The sequence below is a fragment of the Gemmatimonas groenlandica genome (assembly GCF_013004105.1).
GTDB lineage: Bacteria > Gemmatimonadota > Gemmatimonadetes > Gemmatimonadales > Gemmatimonadaceae > Gemmatimonas > Gemmatimonas groenlandica.
In genome coordinates, this window is the sequence record NZ_CP053085.1 from 2,352,140 (window position 1) to 2,370,131 (window position 17,992).

Sequence of the window (17,992 nt, forward strand, 5' to 3'; positions counted from 1 at the left end):
AGGATGGGGCAGACAGAACGCCGGACGGCGCCGTGTGCCCGGGTTACTTCGGGGGGAGCTTGGCGAGCAGGCTGCGCATGATGCCGATCTCGGCGGTCTGCGCACTCACGACATCGTTGGCGAAGATATTGGCGTCGACTTCCTGACCGGCGCCGGGCGACTTGAACAGCTCGTCGACCATCTTGATCGCGCCCTCGTGGTGCTTGATCATGCCGACCAGAAAGAGTCGATCGAACTCGACTCCCTTCGAGGTACTCAGCGCCTTGATCTCGTCATCCGACAGCATGCCGTCCATGCGCATGGAGTGCCACGATGCCGTGTCCGGCGCGAACTGCTCGTGGCGGCGGAGCCACTGCTGCATGATCTGAATTTCGGGGACCTGAGACTGATCGATCTTCCGCGAGAGCTTGAGCACCTGCGGGTTGGCACCGTTCGCTTCAGCCAGCCGGGACATTACGATGGCCTGAGCGTGATGCGCGATCATGCCCTGCATGAATTCGACATCCGCCTTGGTGTAGATCGCGCCTTTGGGGATGACGATCTCGGGCCCCATGCGGTGCATGCTGTGATCCATGCCCGCCATACCGCCTTGCGCGGACGCACGCGACGAGGCGCCGGTCAACAGGGCAATGACCGAAAGGGCGAGAATCGGACGACGGGCCATCATGGCGTGTGTGCTCCGGAAAGGTGTCGAACCGGCATGTGGGCCGGCGGACGGGGAAGCGTACGGTACGTCTCCATTGGACGATACGGTCTGTGCTGTCCCCGCACTAGGCACCATACGGGTAGACCGCGCACGTCGCTCCGTCAGGCGATCGCGCCCACCGCCGTGATGAGACGCGCCCGCAGCGCGATCGCGCGTACACTCAACTCCCGTTGACGGCGCTGATATTCGTCTCGCCCTGCCGGAGTTTCGACTTGCACCGGATCGAAGCCGATGGCACGGAGATCATACGGCCCGGCCTGCATGTCGAGCACCCGCAACTCCACCGCGAGCTCAAAGCAGCACCAGAGCAGATCGCTGCCAATCCAGGGCATCGACGTGAAGGCCCAGCGGTACAGATCCATGTTGGCGTGGATACAGCCCGGCTGCTCCGTGTCATGACGGGTGGACCATTCCAGCCCGACGCGGTTGAGCGGCTTCGCGGCCGGTGCGAAAAACCGGAAGGCGTCGAAGTGGCTGCAGGCCACGGGACGGCTCTCCACAAACTCGTCCACTTGGGCCTGCGGAAGCCTGAGCGGTGCGATTTCCGCGTGCCGCACATCATGCCCGCCGTACACCATGGCCCACTCGTGCATGCCGTAGCATCCGAAGTTCGCCGGGCGATCCTGTGTCGACCGCAACACGTGCGCGACCTGGCCGAGCGCCGCGCGTCCCGCGGCGGAGAGGGCGGCCGCGTTGCGCCGGATCACGCCCTCAGTCGCCTGATACACCGGCCCCGCGAAGCGCTCGCGGGCCTCGGGGCTATCGACCAGGAGCTCGTCGGGACCGGGGTGCCAGGTCTCCAGCCGCCCGGCGGGAAAGTGATAGTACTGAAAGAGGAAGTCGTAGACCGGATGCACTTCTCCGCGCGAACGCCGCTCACGCCGCGGTTGCGTCCACCGCTGCACCCGCTCACGGTGCGTGGCGGCGCGTGCCTGCCACTCGGCGGTGGTCAACGCAGACGCCGCCGCCAGTGGCGTCGGTCGCAGGGGGGAGTCGGGCATATCGTAGGGTACCACCAAGCGCCCGCGGTGTCATCCGACTGAATCGTCTGCCAGCTCAGCCGCCATTAGCTTTCCCGGAGACGTATTCCACCTGACGCCACCATCGCCGCGTGACTCTTCTCTCCTGCTCCAATATCGGTATCTCCTTCGGAGCCACCGAACTCCTCAAAGACATCACCTTCACCGTGGCCGAAGGCGAGCGGTGGGGAATCATCGGGCGCAATGGCGCCGGAAAGACGTCGATTTTCGGCGTCATTACCGGCGATATCCAGCCCACGGTTGGCGCCGTCGCCCGCAAGCCGGGACTTCGCCATGCCCTCCTCGACCAGCACCGGGCCTTCGAAGGGGCCACCACGGTGTGGCAGGCCGGCGCCGCGGCCTGGCGTGACGTCATCGCCCTCGAGCAGCGCATTGCGGATCAAGCGATGGCGCTGGGGGAGCTGGGCGACAAGTGCACCGACGAGATGCTCGAGAAGTTCGGACACGATCAGGAGCGCTTCGCTGACCTCGGCGGCTACATCTACCACGCCCGCGTGGACGCCGTGCTTCAAGGTCTGGGCTTCGATGCCGAGGAGTCGAAGACGCGGCTGGTATCGACGCTCTCGGGTGGGGAGCGCGGACGTGTGGGGCTGGCGGCGCAACTCATCGCGCCTGCCGACCTGCTGATGCTCGACGAACCCACCAATCACCTCGATCTCGACACCACCACCTGGCTGCAGGAGTGGCTCAAGGAGTGCGACGAAACCGTGCTCGTGGTATCGCACGATCGTGCATTCATGGATGCGGTCTGCACGAACATCCTGCACATCGAGGCGAAAACGAGCGAGGCGTACAAGGGGAACTACAGTCAGTTCGTGCCACAGCGCGCCGAACGTCGACTCACGCGCGAGCGTGAAGTGGAGAAGCAGCGCGCGTACGTGAAGAAGGAAGAGGAGTATATCCGACGGAATCTGGCCGGCGTCAATTCGTTTCAGGCGAAGGGCAAGCGCAAGCGACTCGAACGCCTGCCCCGCCTCGCGCCACCGGTGGGCGATCCGGCCGCGATGTCGCTCGAGTTCAAGATCGCCGAACGCGGCGGCGATCAGGTGGTCTCTATCAATGAACTGCGCGTCGAAGTACCGGGCCGGGTGCTCGTGGACGACTTCACGGCCACGCTGCGACGCAACGACTTCATCGCGCTGGTCGGCCCCAACGGCGCGGGCAAATCGACGTTCATCTCGACGATGCTGGGTGATCTCGCGCCGGCAAGCGGCGAGGCGCGCGTAGGTAGTTCGATCACGCCGGCGTGGTTCCGACAGGACTTGGCCGATCTCCCGCTGCGTCTGTCGCTCTCGGACGCCATTCAGGCGCAGCGGCCACTCTGGAGCCGCGGCAACATTCAGAATCATCTCGGCGCGTTCGGCTTCAGCGGCGACGAAGTGTTCCGCGAAATCCGTACCCTCAGCGGTGGCGAGCGCGCCCGCATGGCACTGGCGCTGATGACCCTCGCAGGCGCCAACCTGCTCGTGCTGGACGAACCCACCAATCACCTCGACGTCGAGAACATCGAAGTGCTCGAAGATGCGCTCGACGACTTCGACGGCACCGTCCTGCTGGTGAGCCACGACCGCGCCTTCCTGCGGCAGGTGGCCACGCGCGTGTGGTGGTTTGACGGCACGCGGCTGAAGGACTTCGACGGCCCGTTCGATGAATGGGAGGCATCGCGCGCGCGTCGCGCGTGAGCCGTCTTTGACGTGCCGGGCGCTTCGCTACTTCAGCGTCGCGGCCCGCGCGTCGAGCTGCGTGGCCAGTGCCGCCCGGTTCGTGGCCCGCAGCAGCACGGCGTAGTCACGCAGCGTCTCGGCGAGATCGGTCGAGCCGTTGCCGATTTCACGAATGGCCAGCGCCCGCTTGTAGAGTGTTTCTGCCTCGGCCCCGCGTTTGCTGTCGCGCAGCACGCCAGCCAGCCCGTTCAGCGACACCGCGATCGACGAATGCTCCGGCGTGTACAACCGCTCCTTCGCCGCCAGTGCTTGCCGGAACAGCGGCTCGGCCTCGGCGTAGCGTTTGAGCTTCCAGAGCACCTCCGCCTGATTGTTGATGACGCTCACGGTGAGCGGATGCTCCACACCATACGCGCGCTCCAAGATGGGGCGCGCGCGTCCGTAGAACGCGTCGGCCTCGGCGTACTTCCCGTCGGAGTACGCGATGGCGCCGATGTTGTTCAGCGTGCTACCCACGTCGGGGTGTTCACTCCCCAGCGACTGTTCCTGACGCTGCAGCGTGACTTTCCAGAGCGAGTCCGCCTGCGCATTCCGCTTCTGCGCGCGATACACCGCGGCGAGACCGCGCATATCACGCAGCGTGCGTGCATCGTCCGGCGACCGAGCGACCGCATCGATCGCCAAGACCCGCTGATACAACGACTCCGCTTCCGTGAGACGCGTTTGCCGCATCCGCAACGCCGCCATCATCGAAAGCGTCGTGGCCAGGTCGGCGTGCAGCGGTCCCAGCGCGCGCTCGCGGATGCGCTGGGCGCGCATGAGATAGCCGTCGGCGACATCGAGTTCGCCACGATCACGCGTGAGCTCGCCCAGCGACGTGAGCGTTTCGCCAAGGAGCACATCGTCGGGACCGAGCAGGCGTTCGCGCGTGCGCAGCACGTCTTCCAGCAGCACGCGCGCCTCGACGTATTTGCCGAGTGAGGTCTGCACAGTGCCCATGGTTTGCATGAGCCGCGCTTGCAACAGTGGCTGCGACGAAAGGTCGGTGGATACACGACGGATGCCCTGTTCGAGTAGCGCCTGTGCCGTCATGTTCTGACGCCGCTGCACGTTGGGATCCGACTGCCGGAACAGATTCACCATGAAGTCGGCGACTTCCTTCGCCGCTTCCGCCTCACTCGCGGCCAGCTGCTCGGCACGACGAGCACGCACCAGCCCCACCGCGGCCATGACGCTGCTCGTGACCACCAACAACGAGGCGACGCCCGCCGTGATCACGCCCACGCGATGCCGCCGCACGAACTTCTCTACGCGGTATCGTGTGCTCGGCGGACGTGCGGTGACCGGCTCGTTGGCCAGATGGCGACGGATATCGGCGGCCAACGCATTGGCCGTTTCATAGCGCTGCGACCGATCGGTGTGCATCGCCTTCATGACGATCCAGTCGAGATCGCCGCGCAGCGCCCGCTTGAGATGACGCGCGTCGGTGCGACGTCGACTCGCGATCGTCTCGCTGAGGGCCGCTGCGGTGGCGAGTCCGACACTCGGGGTCGGCGGGCTCGTATCGCCACTCACCAGGCGCGCCAGAAACTGGTGTAGTCCCACTTCGGCCGGGTCGATCGGGAGGTGCCCCACGAGTAACTCGTACAGCATGACGCCCAGCGAGTAGATGTCCGCTCGGGTGTCCACGTCCATCGACGCGTTGCTCGCCTGCTCCGGACTCATGTAGGCCACGGTCCCCATGGCAAAACCCGCCATGGTCTTCGCCACCACCTCGGGGCCCTGTGGTCCGAGCGCCTTGGCGATACCGAAGTCGATGATCTTCGGCTGCGGGTGGCCGTCCTCGTCGGTGACGAGGATGTTGGACGGCTTGAGGTCGCGGTGCACGACACCCTTCTGGTGTGCGTGCTGGACCGCTTCACAGATCCCGACGAACAACTGCAGCCGATCGCGCACATTCAGACGGCGCGCATCGCAAAACTCGGTGAGCGGTAGGCCGCGTACGAGCTCCATGGCGAAGTACGGCTGCCCGGTTTCGCTGCTGCCGGCGTGCAGCACGCGCGCGATACCGGGATGATTCATCACCGCCAGCGCGCGCCGCTCCGCGTCGAAGCGCGCGAGCACATCGCGCGTATCGTCGAGCATGGTGCGCACCAGCTTTAGCGCAACGCGACGCCGGACCGGTTCGGTTTCCTCCGCTTCGTATACCACACCCATGCCGCCTTCACCGAGCAGCTGGATGATATGGTACGGGCCGATGCGCGCGGGATGCAGCGTCCTGCTAGCCATCATGTTCGCAAGTGCGACATCAGTTCACGATGATGTCGGGGTCGATGACGACGCGCACCGAATCGCCGGTGGTACCGTTGCTGCAGGCCACCCGCACATCGTATCGATAGTCGCCATCCCTGTTCTTGATCTTCCCCTTGCCGTTCCCGTTGAGTGGCGGGGTTTGATCGAATGGCCACAGCGCCGGCGATTGCTGCGTCACCGATATCGCCGCTCCCGTCGTCGACAACGGGACAAACACGACTTCGCCTTGCTTCTTCATGTACAACACCCACTTGTCCACCTTCACATCGATCTGTTGGCCATTGGTGCAATTCGCCGTAATCGTCACCGTGTCCGCCATTTTGGATGCGATACGCACACCGTTAGCGGGACCCTGACATGCCGAGATACCGATCGTGGTCGCGATTATCGATCCGGACACCATCCACTTTATCGTGCTCCTCATCCGAGCCTCCGTCATCTCATTGTTGGGAAACTACCTGCCGCTAGGACACACCACTCGACTCAGTTGACGATCACGTCCGGATCAATGATCACCGTATCCGGCGGATTATTTCCTGCCTGGCAGACCAGTTGAATGTTGTACTTATAGCCACCGCGGCTGTTGGGCCGCATTCTGTTCGCGCGCGCCGGCTGTCCCTTCGCCGCGTTGAACGGGCCACGCGACGGGAAGGGCCAGCCGCTCGTCGCCTTTGGCGTGACCGAGATGTTGTCGCTGTTCGCGTTGGCCGCGATGACCCACTCGATTTCATCATCCTGCTGCAGTCGCACATTCCACGGACTGACGGTGACTTCCGTCGAGTTCGGACCGGCGCAGCGAGCACTCACCGTCACTTGTACCGTGGCGCGTGACGGCCACGGCCTGGCCGCCACGACAACGGCCGCCGCCAGTAGTATCCCGCCAACGCCTAAAGTCCATCGTGCCGTGCGCATAGCGCTCCCAGTAGTGCACTAAATGTGATAGTCGGTACGTGGGTAGCTTGGACAGCCACCTGGTAACGCGCAAGTGCGACACCGGCTACCGTTGCTCCCAGCGCCACCGCGTTACGCGCCGCCCCGTACTCCATCCACCGCCCGGGTCTGCCATCCGGTCAGCTGCTTGCCCACCGGCAACTGGCGCACGCGCACGCCCGTCGCGGCGAAGATCGCGTTCGCGATCGCCCCACCGGCCGGCGGTACGCCCGGCTCGCCGATGCCGCCCGGCAGCCCTTCACTCGTCACCAGGTGCACATCGACCACGTGCGGCGCCGCCCGCATGCGCGTCACGCCGTAGTCGCGATAGTTCGACTGTACCACTTTGCCGCCGGCGAACGTCACCTCGCTCGTGAGCAGGTTGCTCATCGCCATGATCAGCGCGCCTTCCATCTGCGCGCGCGCACGATCGGGATTCGCGATAAAGCCGGCATCGACGGCCACCGTGGTCTTCGGCACCAGTACCGTACCGTCGGGTAGCACCTCGACGTCCACTACCATCGCCACGTACGACAAAAAGCTGCGATGAATCGCGATACCGCGGCCCTTGCCGCGCGGCAACTTGGCGCCGCGCCATCCGCTTTTTTCGACGGCCAGCTCCACTACGCGGCGTGCCCGCGCACTGTCGAGGGGGTGATCGACCCACGTCGCACCGTAGTTGCTGGCCGGTGCCACCAAGCCCGCCTTGGACAGGTCCACTACGCGATCGGCGCCTAGCAAGCCGAGCAGGAAATCCGCCGGGTCTTTTTTCGCCGCGTACGCCAGCTCATCGACGAACGAGCCGATCGCGAAACCGTGATGGATCGCGTTCACGCTGCGATACCAGCCAATGCGCGTGTGCGCGACGGCCGGACAGATCTCGACGCTCATGTTCGGAATGTCGAACGGAATATCGCTCGCGCCATTCGTCAATTCATCCGGCTCGGCACCCGGCACGTTCGGCGCAAACGTGGCGCCGATGGCCGGATACGCCGAGCGATGCAACCACGCCGTCACCTTCCCGTTCGCGTCGAGACCCGCCTCGAGACGATGCGCCGCCACCGAGTGCAGATACGAATTGCGGAGATCATCCTCGCGCGTCCACTGCACGCGCACGGGAGCGCCGATCTCGCGCGACAGAAATGCCGCTTCACAGATGAAATCCGGCTTGGATTTGCGGCCGAATCCTCCACCCAGCAGCGTGACGTGCACGGCGACGTTCGCGGCATCGACCTTGAGGTACTGCGCCACGGTGTTGCGCGCATCCTGCGGCGACTGCGTGGGCGCCCAGATCTCGACCTTGCCGTTGGCCACGTGTGCCAAGGCCGCCACTGGCTCCATCTGCGCATGCGACAAGTGCGGCATGTAGTACTCCGCCGTCACGCGCTTCGTCGCCCCGGCCAGCGCCTTCGGCACGTCACCGACGGCGCGCCCCGCCTTGCCCGGTGCACGGACCGACGAGAGCAACGTCGCCTTATACGCCGTGCTGTCGTACGTCGCGTTGGCTCCGTTGTCCCACGTGATGCGCAAGGCGTCACGACCGCGGATTGCCGCCCACGTGTTCTTTGCGATCACCGCCACACCGCCCAGCGGGAAGAACGCGCTCGGCACCGGGGTTTCGGGAATACGCACCACCTTCTCCACGCCCGGCACCTTCAGCGCGAGACTGTCGTCGACACTCACCACCTTGCCCCCCCACACCGGTGGCCGACTGATCACCGCCACCTTCATTCCCGGCAGGGTGACGTCCGCACCGTACATCGCTGTGCCCGTCGTCATCGGCACCAGATCGACTGACGGCATCCGCTTGCCTTCCCAGCGTCGCTCACTCGGCGACTTGATACGCACGCGCTCCTTCGCCGGCATCGGGATCGTGCGCGCTGTGGTCACCAGCGACGCGTACGACTTCGTGCGGCCGCTCGCGGTGTGCACCACGGCGCCGTTGCGGGCTCGCACCTCACCGCTCGCCACGCCCCACTCTTTGGCGGCCGCATCCTCCAGCAACGCGCGCACAGTGGCGCCCGCATTGCGATACGCGGGAAGAAAATCACGGATACTGGTGGAGCCGTCGGTGTTCTGATTCCCGTACTTCTTGTCGTCGCCGAGCGCCTGCTCCACGCGACACATGGCCCAGTCGGCCTCCATCTCATCGGCGATGATCATCGGCATCGTCGTGCGGATACCCTGCCCCATCTCCGAGCGATGACACATGATCGTGATGCGACCGTCGTCGCCCAGACGCACGTAGGCATGCGGCTCCCACGGTTCCGCCTTCGGCGCGAGCAGTCCGTCCGCCGCCTCGAGGCGACGCACGCCCATCGTACTAGCCGCCACGAGCAACCCGCCCATGCCCAGCAGCTTCATGAAGTCGCGACGATGCGTGTCCAACACGCCGCTCGATGATGCGTCCGCGACCGTCGGTTCGGTCGGCACCGTGATCCACGGCAGTCTCTGCTTCGCGCTCATCGTGTCGCCTCCGCCGCCGCCTTGATCGCCGCACGAATGCGGGGATAGGTCCCGCAGCGGCAGATGTGGCCGTTCATCGCGGTGTCGATATCCGCATCGGTCGGCGAGGCGTTGCGCGAGAGCAGCGTGGCCGCCTGCATGATCTGACCGCTCTGGCAGAACCCGCACTGCGGCACGTCGATCTCGCGCCACGCCACTTGCAGCGGATGCGCGCCGGTCGGATGCAGCCCCTCGATGGTGGTCACCGTCGCATCCGCGAGTGACTGCATGCGTCGCTGACAGGCGCGAACCGGCGCCCCATTCACATGCACCGTGCAGGCACCGCACTGCGAGATGCCGCACCCGTATTTGGTACCCGTGAGTGCAAGCTCATCGCGCAGATACCACAACAAGGGCATTGTCGGGTCGCCGTCGAACGTACGACGGGCACCGTTGATAGTGACAGAGATAGGGGCGATGCTCACGGCGGCTCCACAGGCGAAGGTCGGCGACACACGCGTACCGACAGATTCTGTCGACACATCGCACGAAGCGTTAGGGGTCGTTCGGGGGGCCGAACCTCAGGTGGCTTTTCGGGTATCTTCTGTCATGCGCACCTTGCCCTGCCGCCTTGCTGTCGCCGCCGCCTTCCTCGCCCCGTTCGCGACGGCGTGCCATTCCAGCCCGAGTGAAGCCGCACCCATCGTGAACGGCGCATCACAGGCCGTCCGCTCGGGCCAAGAGGTGCACCCCACCGGCAGCGACGCGTTTGGCATCGCCCTCCTCTCGGTCGAGCAGGATTCCCGCTGTCCCCGCGCGGTGGTGTGCGTCTCGGCCGGAACCGCCGACGTTGTGGTGGGCTACCGGTTCGGCATGGGCCCCACGGTTCCTGTCCGTCTCCGTTGGGGTGCGGCACCCCGGGATACCACGATCGGCGCGGTACGTGTCGTGTTCGACTCGCTCACGCCGTATCCAGCGGTGCCGGGTCCGTTGCTGCCCCAGGACCGCTACACCGCCTGGCTGTCGTTCAAGCAGTAAGCCGCCTGCTCAGTCCTTCACGCCCACCGGAACCCCCTGCGCGCGTGCGCGCTCCAGCCGCTCCAGACGCCGCGCCGCTTGCGTCATGGCGTGCTCCACAAAGGGGGCCGGACTTAACCCAAACGGAACGGCGTGCGCCGGATACGCGGCAAACGCCTCCGTAATCACCGCAATGGCGGGATCCATCAGCTCGTTTATCGTCGCGGCGATCACATCCCATACCGGAGCGCCGTGCGCTATGCCGAGGCGCGAGAGCAAATACAAGCCGTACGCGATATGGCGAGACTCGTCAAGTTTGAGCAGGCCGGTCATCTGCTGCATGCCCGGCAGAATACCTCGTGTCGTGAGTACGTCGTGAAACACATGGTACCCCGTTTCGGCCAGCACCCCTTCGACGATCATGTTGTAGGTGGCAGACGCCCGAGCCTGCGTCATAGGCGACTGATCGTGGCGCAGCGCCTGCATGCCCCGCGGAAGCGCCTCGCTGAAGATCGTGTGATACGCCGGTGTGTGATACCGCGCCAGATTCGTATCGAGAGCGCCCACCGCGTGGAGAAACCGATGCATCCCTTCCACGTGCTTCGCTTCTTCCCACACGAATGAGGTGAGATACAGCTGTTCGTCGAGACGCCCCTCCTGCGACACGACATCGAGTAACGGCAGGATATCGATGACCACCGCCTCTTCACCGCCTTGGAAGAGCGTGGCGAGCCGTAACAGCAAGTCTCGCTCGTCGGGGGCCAGGGCACCCCAGTGCTCCCGGTCGGTGCTGAAATTGATGTCCGCCGGATTCCAGATCCCATGGCGCTTCGCCTTTTCCCACAAACGGAGCGGCACGGAGTGCTCGGCCCACGCGTCAGGATCGAGACTCCGGAACTCCAGCCGACGCGGAACCACAGCCGCCACCGCGACGACGGACGGCACAGGAAGTATCGCACGTTCCCGCTCCGGTGGACTTATCGTGCGCACCACGTCAACCAGGGCGTTGGCCGCACCCACGTGCGGTAGCAACATCGGAAGCACTCCCTTGGCCAGTCGCAAATGCCCGCGCATCAGCGCGACCGTCGGAACCTCGTCGCCTCGCAATACTTTCAGCCACGCAGAGAGCGGGCCACTGATGACATAACGTGACTGTCGGCGGTCTGCCGCCGTTGCCAAGCGGGCTGCGTGACAACGCCCGTGCGCCAGGTCGAGAAAGACGGCGACCGACGACGCGTCATCACCAGGTTCGGCGGTGCGTTCGAGGCAAACCGCCCCTTCCCACCGGCGGGCCGCGTCGCGGTATGGCACACTCGCTTCGAGGGCGGCGCCAAGAGCACGTGCCCACTCGTCCGTGAAGAGATCGGTCATCGCTGTCGTGCCGGAGGCAATGGCTCAGTCGCCGGCACCATCGAAAACGTCGCTCGCCGGATACGTAGAATCTGCACCGGCGGCGTCAGCGCCTGCGCCGTCACCGGTGATCGCTGAATTGCACGGACGATGTCCATGCCGCTCGTGACCACGCCGAACGCAGCGAACCCCTGCCCGTCGAGATTGCGATGACCGCCAAAATCGAGAGCGGGCTGATCGCCGATGCAGATGAAGAAGTCCGACGTGGCGCTCTCCGGACCGCTGCGCGCCATCGACAACGTCCCGTCGCGATGACGCAGGCCCGTATCACGCGTGCGTTCGAGGGGAATCGGCGCGAAGCGCGCGCCGACCCGCGCGGCATTGGGTCCCCCCTGAATCACCTCGATTCGCACCGTATCCGACGGCTGGTTCTGCATCGTCACCGCCCGATGAAAGCGCCCGCCGTCGTATGCCAGCGAATCCACGTACCGGAGAAAGTTCGTGGCGCTGATCGGTGCGCGGGCGCTGTCCACGAACGCCGTGATCGTGCCGCGCGTGGTCTCGATCACGACGGGGACGCGTCCGGACGCCTGAGCGCCAGCGGCACGCGGTCCCGACCGCGGCGCCGCGACCCGCACGACCAACCCACGCTTGGCGTATGCGGCTGGTGAGACCCTGCGCTGCGTAGTGCGCACGCGCGATCCGCCCACGAGTGCAGTGACCTCGACATCCACCGGCTTCATCGAGGTGAGGCCGACGTGCACCGGCACGTCACTCTGCGCATCGTAACCGGAGCCGGCGTCCACCCACCGCGTGGCCAGCAGTTCGCGCGTACCTGCGGCAAACACACGCACTTCCGCACCAGCGAGAGTCGCGCGGCCGTTCGCATCGACCACCCGCACCTGCAGTGATCGCCGCGCGACCGCCGTCGGCAGCACGGTACGGAAGACCGGATGCGACGCCTCCGGGCGCGAACCGGCGAGCGCCAGATCGAGCGCGCCGTCGCCGTCGACATCGGCCCACTGCACACCGTGACTCGCCGTCAGCGCCAGCACGTTGTCCGGCGTGATATCCACATACGCCGTGGTCTTCGCGTTCGCCGCGCGCACGAACAGATAGTCTCGAAAGCTTTCCGTGGCCGACACCGTGCCGTTCACATACACGTCGAGCAGACCGTCATGATCGACGTCGGCAAACGCACACGTGTCGTACCGTCCGTCGATCGCCACGCCCCATGCCGCGCTCACATCGCGAAACGTCCCGTCTGCGGAGCCGAGAAAGAGTCCGTTGGGCCCGTAGTTGGCGGAGAAGATGTCGGCGACCCCATCGTTGTTCACATCGGCCACGCAGGGTCGCACGGTGCCTTGCGTCGCCACCTTCGCACCACGTCCGCCCCAGGCGAGTCCGAGTGTCTCAGCCACATCGGTGAACACGCCGCCGTCGTTGCGGAAGAATCCGTTGGCGTCACCATCCTGATTGGCCACGTACAGATCGAGATCGCCGTCCTGCTGGTAGTCGAACCACACGGCGCCCACACTCTTCCGCGCATCGGCCAGGCCAACGCTCACCGCGACATCGGTGAAGACGCCGACGCTGTTGCGGTACAACATGTTCGCACGATCGCGAAACGCGACGAATAGATCGAGATCACCATCGCCATCGACGTCGATGAAGGCCGGCTGGCGCACGGCGCCGGTCTCCACCGTCAGCCCACTGGCCGCCGTGATATCGGTAAAGTGCGCGCCGTCGTTGCGATACAGGCGCAGTACCGGCCCCGCTCCGGGCGTGAATCCCAGCAGGAGGTCGGGATCGCCGTCGGCATCGACGTCACTCCATGCGGCCGCCCGCGTGGCCCGCGCATCAGCCACGCCGGCCTCGACGGCGATGTCGCGGAAGGTGCCACCGCTGTTCAGATAGAGGCGGTTCGGCGTGCCGTTGAAGCCTACGAAGAGGTCGAGATCGCCATCCCGATCGATATCCGCAAAGGCGTTCGCGAGCGCTCCACCGGCCGCGAACAGCTCCGGCTGGATCGGCACGAAGCGCGGGCGCAGCACTTGAGCGGGCAGACAAGTCGCCCCGCTCACGGCCATCGCCATGAGCAGGGCGAGACGCCGTCCCATCGTCGAGACAGTCATTTCGCGGGAGAGAAAGGGGCCAGCGTCATGAACACGCGCTCGGGCGCCTTCTCCAGAATCTTTCCGTCGGCCTCGCTCGCGTCGCGCACGGCGATCCACGCCGGGTCCGCACTGAACGCCTTCCAGCTGCGGTTGGCGGCCTCCTCGCTCTCGTGCGACAATAGGTAGATCAGCGTCGTCTTCGCTTTTGTCGTATCGGTCGGCGTGAAGTAGAGCTCGTTCCGCATGCCGTGTTTCGCGAACAAGGTCAGGGTATGCTCGGCGAAGCGCTTGTGCAGCGCCAGCAACCGACCGGGAAGCGTGGTGTACGTGCGAAGTTCATAGACGCGTGTGTTCCGTTGCTGACCGACCGCCACACCGGCCACGAATCCCATCGAACCAACGGCCATCAGCACGACAACACCGATCGCCAGTACTGTTCGCTTCATCACTTTGGCACTCCCTCTCACTGAGCCGCCGCGCGCACCGAGGCGTGCACCGGGCCGCTCAGACCACGGCAACAATAGGGCGACGACCCCGTCGTGGCCAGACATCGTCCGGGCGGGACGCCATTTACGATTTGTGATCCGCATGCCTTTGCACACCCTGCGTTCCCTGATTGCCGTCGTCATCCTGACGGCCGGACCGGCCGCTGCCCTCGCGCAGTCGGCATCGCCGTCGGCATCGCCGTCGGCATCGCCGGCCGGCCGCGGCCTGCGCGTCTGCGATTCCGCGCACACAGCAGCCAATGCCAAGTTCCCGCTACACGCGGCCAGCACGCCGTGGTACCACGTGCGTGCGGTCGAACCGTTCGTCTTCGCGATTATCGAGCCGTACCAGTTCGAGGAAGTGATCTCGTGGCTCATCGTGGGCTCTGAACGCGCGCTCCTGTTCGACAGTGGACTCGGCATGCTGCCGATCAAGCCGGTGGTGATGAAGCTGACGTCGCTGCCGGTCACGGTCATCAACTCGCACACGCATTTCGACCACGTGGGCGGAAATGCCGACTTCGCCGATGTGCGCGCGATGTCCACGCCATTCACCACAGCGCGCATGGCCGGCTATGCGCATGCCGGCGTGGCCAGTGAAGTCAGTGCCACCGCGCTCTGCGGCAACCGCCCTCCGGGCCTGGACACGACCGCGTTTCGCTCTCGGCCGTGGAGTGCCGCCGCACGCATCGGCGACGGCACACGCTTCGAACTCGGTGGGCGCGTGCTGGAGGTGCTCGCGACGCCAGGACACACGCCCGATGCCATCTCGCTGCTCGATCGGGCCAACGGCTTGCTCTGGACCGGCGACAGCTTCTACGCCGGGCCGATCTGGCTCTTCATGCCCGAAACGGACCTCGCGGCCTATCAGCGTTCGATCGACCAGCTGGCGGCGCTCGTCCCGTCGCTGCGACGCGTGCTACCGGCGCACAACGTGATCTCGGTCGCGCCGTCGGTACTCGCGCGCGTCCCCAAGGCCATCCGCGACGTACGCACCGGACGATTCCGCGGCACCGCCCCCAAACCAGGCCAGCGTCTCGTGCCGTTCAAGGGATTCTCGATTCTCGTGTCCGACAAGGCCGTACCGACAAAACGGACGCCGCGCTCTTCTGGCGCACCCGCCCCCCAGCGCGTACCCTAGGGATCGCCTGTCACCCCTACCTGGTACCGTGTCATGAAAGCTGTCAGCGAACTCCTCAAGAAGCACGACGGGACCCTCTGGCACGTGACGCCCGACATCACGGTGTACGAAGCCGTCGAGAAGCTGGCGCACTATGGCGCTGGCGCGCTGCTCGTGATGGATGGCGACCGCCTGGTCGGTGTGTTCTCGGAGCGCGACTACACGCGCAAAATCACGCTGCAGGGCCGCAATTCGAAGGAGACGCGTGTCGCCGACATCATGACGGCCGACGTGTTCACGGTGTCCGCGACGACCCGCACGCGCGACTGCATGGCCCTGATGAGCGCCAAGAAGATCCGACACCTTCCAGTGCTCGACGGCGACAAGGTGCTCGGCATGATTTCCATTCGCGACATCATGGATGACATCATCGCCGATCATGAGAGCACGATCGCGACGCTGCACAGCTACATCCATTCGTAGTCGCGCTGTGATGCGCACCATGTCACGCGTGGCCGCGGCGAGCGCGCTCGCCGTCGTTCTCACCGCGTTGGTTGGTGCTCCGGCCAAGGCTCAGCGCGTCATCGATCTCGACGCGGCGACGATCACCGAGCTCAACGTCGCATTCGACGCGGGCACATTGTCGTCGGTGCAATTGGTGACGCGCTACCTGGCGCGCATCGCGGCATACGACCGTCAGGGTCCCGGGATCCATGCCGTGATCATGTTGAACCCCAAGGCACTCGAGACCGCCCGTGCACTCGATATCGAGCGCAAAGCCAAGGGGAGGCGGTCGCCGCTGCATGGCGTGCCGATCGTGCTGAAGGACAACTACGACACGCGGGACCTGCCCACGACCGGCGGATCGGTGTTGCTGGAAGGATACATCCCCGCTCGCGATGCGGTGCTCGTGCAGCGACTGCGCGACGCGGGCGCGATCGTGTTGGCCAAAGTGAACATGTCGGAGTTCGCCTCGTCGGGCGCGTACAGCTCGCTCGGCGGCCAAACGCTGAACCCGCACCACACCGGTTACTCGCCGGGCGGCTCATCGGGCGGTACCGGCGCCGCGACCGCTGCCGCCTTCGCCCAGTTCGGGCTGGGTACCGATACCGGCGGCAGCATTCGGGGACCGGCCACCGTCAACGGCATCGTCGCGCTCAAGCCCACGCACGGTCTGCTGAGTCGTACCGGCATCATTCCGTTGGCACTGTCATTCGACACCGGCGGCCCGATGGCTCGAAGCGTGACTGACATCGCGATCGCGCTCGGCGCCATGACGGGCGTCGATGCCGCAGACACCGCGACGCGTCGCAGCGACGGACACGCCGAACGCGACTACACCAAGTACCTGCAGCCCAATGCGCTGAAGGGCGCACGCATCGGCATCGCCCGCGACTTCACCGGTTTCGATCCTGACGTCGACTGGGTCGTAGAGTCGTCGCTCGACGTGATGCGGAAGGCCGGCGCCACGATCGTCGACGTGCGTTTTCCGAAGTGGATGCTCGAGGCGAAGGATGCGTGGTACACGGCGATTCGCTTCCCCGAGTTCGCACCGCAAGTCGCCGACTATCTGCGGAGCACGCCGGCGAACTATCCGAAGTCACTCGCCGAGATGCTCGAACGCACCCGCGGAATGTCGTCGATCAGCGCGACGGGATCCGCCCCCAATGCCTCGCGCTGGGCGAAATTCGCGAACGAACTCGCGAGCGGCAGCACGGGCGACTATCGCTACCGCTCGGTGCGCGATCACGCCTTGCCGCTGATGCGTGACGTGGTGAACGGGATGATCGCGTCGAATCAGCTCGATGCGATCGTCTACCCGACGCAGTCCATGAAGCCCGAGCGCATCGAGGCGGAGGGGAGCAGTTCCGCGCCCGACGCCATGAACATCGCCAATCTCACGGGCTTCCCCGACCTGATCGTACCCGCCGGATTCAGCGACAATCGCATGCCGATCGGTATTTCGTTTCTCGGCGGCGCGTGGAGCGAGCCGAGGCTCATTGCCCTGGGTTACAGCTTCGAGCAACTCACCCGCGCCCGCCGGCGGCCGGTGACGACACCGGCACTACCGGGCGAGGCGGTCGTGCTCAAGTAGCATCAGGCGTGGATGTACTTCTCGAAGATCGCGCTGAAGTCCTTACGCGTGTGATCGTCGCGCACCGCATCATTCATGGCCTCGAGTACGGCGCGGTAGTGGCTCACCACCGACGCGGGATCGGTCACCGTGTTGTTCAGCTTCATCATCGATCCCAGCACCGACGCCGCGGCCATCGCGTGGGCGCGCCCGACTTCGTCGCGCTTCTGCAGCTTGCCGATCGTATGCAGCGCCTTGTACATGTCCTTGAGCGCTTCCAGGTGGCTCTTGCGCACATCGATGCTGAACAACTTCTCGCCGATGGTGAACTTGAGCTCGATGTCGAGGTCCACGGTGCCGGCGGTTTCGATGGACACGTGGGCGATCGGATACTGCGCGTAGTCGTATCGGCGGATCACGCGCTTGGCCGAAATGGCCGACTCACCGTCCACGTGAATGAGCGCCAGATTCGTGAAGCAGTACTCGTCTTTCCGCGACTTGATCAGAAAGTAGATCTTCTCGTGATCTTCGTGAAAGAGGTAATCGTCGGCATCGACCTTGTCGAAGTCCTTGGATTCGACGATGACACCGATGTCGCTGAGGCCGAGCGCTTCGGCGGCGAACTTCTTGAACATATGAGCTCCTGTGTACGGGACGTCAACGCACGAGAATGAATTGAATGTACTTTTCTCATGAAGTCGGCAACGCAGTGATGGTCCTTTCGATATTCC

16 protein-coding genes are annotated in these 17,992 nt (G+C 65.1%); 5 read left to right on the forward strand and 11 right to left on the reverse strand.

Annotated elements, in window-relative coordinates:
• Positions 1 to 43: 43 nt before the first annotated feature.
• On the reverse strand, positions 44 to 667 hold the full coding sequence (locus HKW67_RS09895; RefSeq protein ID WP_171225230.1) for a DUF305 domain-containing protein: 624 nt from the start codon (positions 665 to 667) through the stop codon (positions 44 to 46).
• A 140-nt stretch (positions 668 to 807) separates the two neighbouring features.
• The gene (locus HKW67_RS09900) at positions 808 to 1,707 is read right to left on the reverse strand and encodes a hypothetical protein (RefSeq protein WP_206044671.1); all 900 of its coding nucleotides are present in this window, start codon (positions 1,705 to 1,707) and stop codon (positions 808 to 810) included.
• Positions 1,708 to 1,817: 110 nt separating this feature from the next.
• On the opposite strand from HKW67_RS09900, the gene HKW67_RS09905 reads away from it, so the two are divergent.
• Complete coding sequence (locus HKW67_RS09905) at positions 1,818 to 3,428, forward strand: ABC-F family ATP-binding cassette domain-containing protein (RefSeq protein ID WP_171225231.1); 1,611 nt, start codon at positions 1,818 to 1,820, stop codon at positions 3,426 to 3,428.
• A gap of 27 nt (positions 3,429 to 3,455) precedes the next feature.
• Here the strand turns inward: HKW67_RS09905 and HKW67_RS09910 are convergent, their stop codons facing one another.
• The 5 genes from HKW67_RS09910 to HKW67_RS09930 form a co-directional block, all read right to left on the reverse strand.
• Positions 3,456 to 5,702, reverse strand: a complete 2,247-nt coding sequence (locus HKW67_RS09910) for a serine/threonine-protein kinase (RefSeq protein ID WP_171225232.1) — start codon at positions 5,700 to 5,702, stop codon at positions 3,456 to 3,458.
• A 16-nt stretch (positions 5,703 to 5,718) separates the two neighbouring features.
• Complete coding sequence (locus HKW67_RS09915) at positions 5,719 to 6,060, reverse strand: hypothetical protein (protein ID WP_171225233.1); 342 nt, start codon at positions 6,058 to 6,060, stop codon at positions 5,719 to 5,721.
• A gap of 146 nt (positions 6,061 to 6,206) precedes the next feature.
• Positions 6,207 to 6,635 (reverse strand): hypothetical protein, encoded by a 429-nt coding sequence (locus tag HKW67_RS09920; RefSeq protein ID WP_206044672.1) that lies wholly within the window; start codon positions 6,633 to 6,635, stop codon positions 6,207 to 6,209.
• Between the two features lie 111 nt (positions 6,636 to 6,746).
• Positions 6,747 to 9,119 carry a xanthine dehydrogenase family protein molybdopterin-binding subunit gene (locus HKW67_RS09925; RefSeq protein WP_171225235.1) on the reverse strand — a complete coding sequence of 791 codons (2,373 nt, stop codon included), beginning with the start codon at positions 9,117 to 9,119 and terminating at the stop codon, positions 6,747 to 6,749.
• The gene (locus HKW67_RS09930) at positions 9,116 to 9,577 is read right to left on the reverse strand and encodes a (2Fe-2S)-binding protein (protein WP_171227619.1); all 462 of its coding nucleotides are present in this window, start codon (positions 9,575 to 9,577) and stop codon (positions 9,116 to 9,118) included. The genes HKW67_RS09925 and HKW67_RS09930 overlap by 4 nt, the downstream gene beginning before the upstream one ends.
• Before the next feature lie 130 nt (positions 9,578 to 9,707).
• On the opposite strand from HKW67_RS09930, the gene HKW67_RS09935 reads away from it, so the two are divergent.
• On the forward strand, positions 9,708 to 10,136 hold the full coding sequence (locus tag HKW67_RS09935; protein WP_171225236.1) for a hypothetical protein: 429 nt from the start codon (positions 9,708 to 9,710) through the stop codon (positions 10,134 to 10,136).
• Positions 10,137 to 10,145: 9 nt separating this feature from the next.
• Here HKW67_RS09935 and HKW67_RS09940 read toward each other — a convergent pair whose 3' ends face one another.
• Genes HKW67_RS09940 through HKW67_RS09950 form a run of 3 tightly spaced genes read right to left on the reverse strand, consistent with a single transcriptional unit; the run spans position 10,146 to position 14,028 of the window.
• Positions 10,146 to 11,486: a R2-like ligand-binding oxidase gene (locus tag HKW67_RS09940; protein WP_171225237.1), complete on the reverse strand. Its 1,341-nt coding sequence runs from the start codon at positions 11,484 to 11,486 to the stop codon at positions 10,146 to 10,148.
• Positions 11,483 to 13,600, reverse strand: coding sequence for an FG-GAP-like repeat-containing protein (locus tag HKW67_RS09945; RefSeq protein WP_171225238.1), 2,118 nt, complete (start codon positions 13,598 to 13,600; stop codon positions 11,483 to 11,485). Before HKW67_RS09945 ends, HKW67_RS09940 begins: the two co-directional genes overlap by 4 nt.
• Positions 13,597 to 14,028 carry an NIPSNAP family protein gene (locus HKW67_RS09950; protein ID WP_171225239.1) on the reverse strand — a complete coding sequence of 144 codons (432 nt, stop codon included), beginning with the start codon at positions 14,026 to 14,028 and terminating at the stop codon, positions 13,597 to 13,599. The genes HKW67_RS09945 and HKW67_RS09950 overlap by 4 nt, the downstream gene beginning before the upstream one ends.
• A gap of 142 nt (positions 14,029 to 14,170) precedes the next feature.
• On the opposite strand from HKW67_RS09950, the gene HKW67_RS09955 reads away from it, so the two are divergent.
• Genes HKW67_RS09955 through HKW67_RS09965 form a run of 3 tightly spaced genes read left to right on the forward strand, consistent with a single transcriptional unit; the run spans position 14,171 to position 17,282 of the window.
• A complete protein-coding gene (locus tag HKW67_RS09955) occupies positions 14,171 to 15,208 on the forward strand; it encodes an MBL fold metallo-hydrolase (protein WP_171225240.1) in 1,038 nt (345 codons plus the stop codon).
• A gap of 33 nt (positions 15,209 to 15,241) precedes the next feature.
• Positions 15,242 to 15,670 carry a CBS domain-containing protein gene (locus tag HKW67_RS09960; RefSeq protein WP_171225241.1) on the forward strand — a complete coding sequence of 143 codons (429 nt, stop codon included), beginning with the start codon at positions 15,242 to 15,244 and terminating at the stop codon, positions 15,668 to 15,670.
• Between the two features lie 10 nt (positions 15,671 to 15,680).
• Positions 15,681 to 17,282: an amidase family protein gene (locus HKW67_RS09965; protein WP_206044673.1), complete on the forward strand. Its 1,602-nt coding sequence runs from the start codon at positions 15,681 to 15,683 to the stop codon at positions 17,280 to 17,282.
• A 2-nt stretch (positions 17,283 to 17,284) separates the two neighbouring features.
• On the opposite strand, the gene HKW67_RS09970 is transcribed toward HKW67_RS09965, so the two are convergent.
• A complete protein-coding gene (locus tag HKW67_RS09970) occupies positions 17,285 to 17,896 on the reverse strand; it encodes a PH domain-containing protein (RefSeq protein ID WP_171225242.1) in 612 nt (203 codons plus the stop codon).
• Positions 17,897 to 17,992: the final 96 nt, after the last annotated feature.

What these genes read in the sequence shown, in the direction of transcription:
- HKW67_RS09920 (WP_206044672.1), bottom strand. Translation starts at nt 6,635, where the DNA reads ATGCGCACGGCACGATGGACTTTAGGCGTTGGCGGGATACTACTGGCG.
- HKW67_RS09900 (WP_206044671.1), bottom strand. Translation starts at nt 1,707, where the DNA reads ATGCCCGACTCCCCCCTGCGACCGACGCCACTGGCGGCGGCGTCTGCG.
- HKW67_RS09950 (WP_171225239.1), bottom strand. Translation starts at nt 14,028, where the DNA reads ATGAAGCGAACAGTACTGGCGATCGGTGTTGTCGTGCTGATGGCCGTT.
- HKW67_RS09910 (WP_171225232.1), bottom strand. Translation starts at nt 5,702, where the DNA reads ATGATGGCTAGCAGGACGCTGCATCCCGCGCGCATCGGCCCGTACCAT.
- HKW67_RS09970 (WP_171225242.1), bottom strand. Translation starts at nt 17,896, where the DNA reads ATGTTCAAGAAGTTCGCCGCCGAAGCGCTCGGCCTCAGCGACATCGGT.
- HKW67_RS09935 (WP_171225236.1), top strand. Translation starts at nt 9,708, where the DNA reads ATGCGCACCTTGCCCTGCCGCCTTGCTGTCGCCGCCGCCTTCCTCGCC.
- HKW67_RS09940 (WP_171225237.1), bottom strand. Translation starts at nt 11,486, where the DNA reads ATGACCGATCTCTTCACGGACGAGTGGGCACGTGCTCTTGGCGCCGCC.
- HKW67_RS09965 (WP_206044673.1), top strand. Translation starts at nt 15,681, where the DNA reads ATGCGCACCATGTCACGCGTGGCCGCGGCGAGCGCGCTCGCCGTCGTT.
- HKW67_RS09895 (WP_171225230.1), bottom strand. Translation starts at nt 667, where the DNA reads ATGATGGCCCGTCGTCCGATTCTCGCCCTTTCGGTCATTGCCCTGTTG.
- HKW67_RS09955 (WP_171225240.1), top strand. Translation starts at nt 14,171, where the DNA reads ATGCCTTTGCACACCCTGCGTTCCCTGATTGCCGTCGTCATCCTGACG.
- HKW67_RS09960 (WP_171225241.1), top strand. Translation starts at nt 15,242, where the DNA reads ATGAAAGCTGTCAGCGAACTCCTCAAGAAGCACGACGGGACCCTCTGG.
- HKW67_RS09945 (WP_171225238.1), bottom strand. Translation starts at nt 13,600, where the DNA reads ATGACTGTCTCGACGATGGGACGGCGTCTCGCCCTGCTCATGGCGATG.
- HKW67_RS09925 (WP_171225235.1), bottom strand. Translation starts at nt 9,119, where the DNA reads ATGAGCGCGAAGCAGAGACTGCCGTGGATCACGGTGCCGACCGAACCG.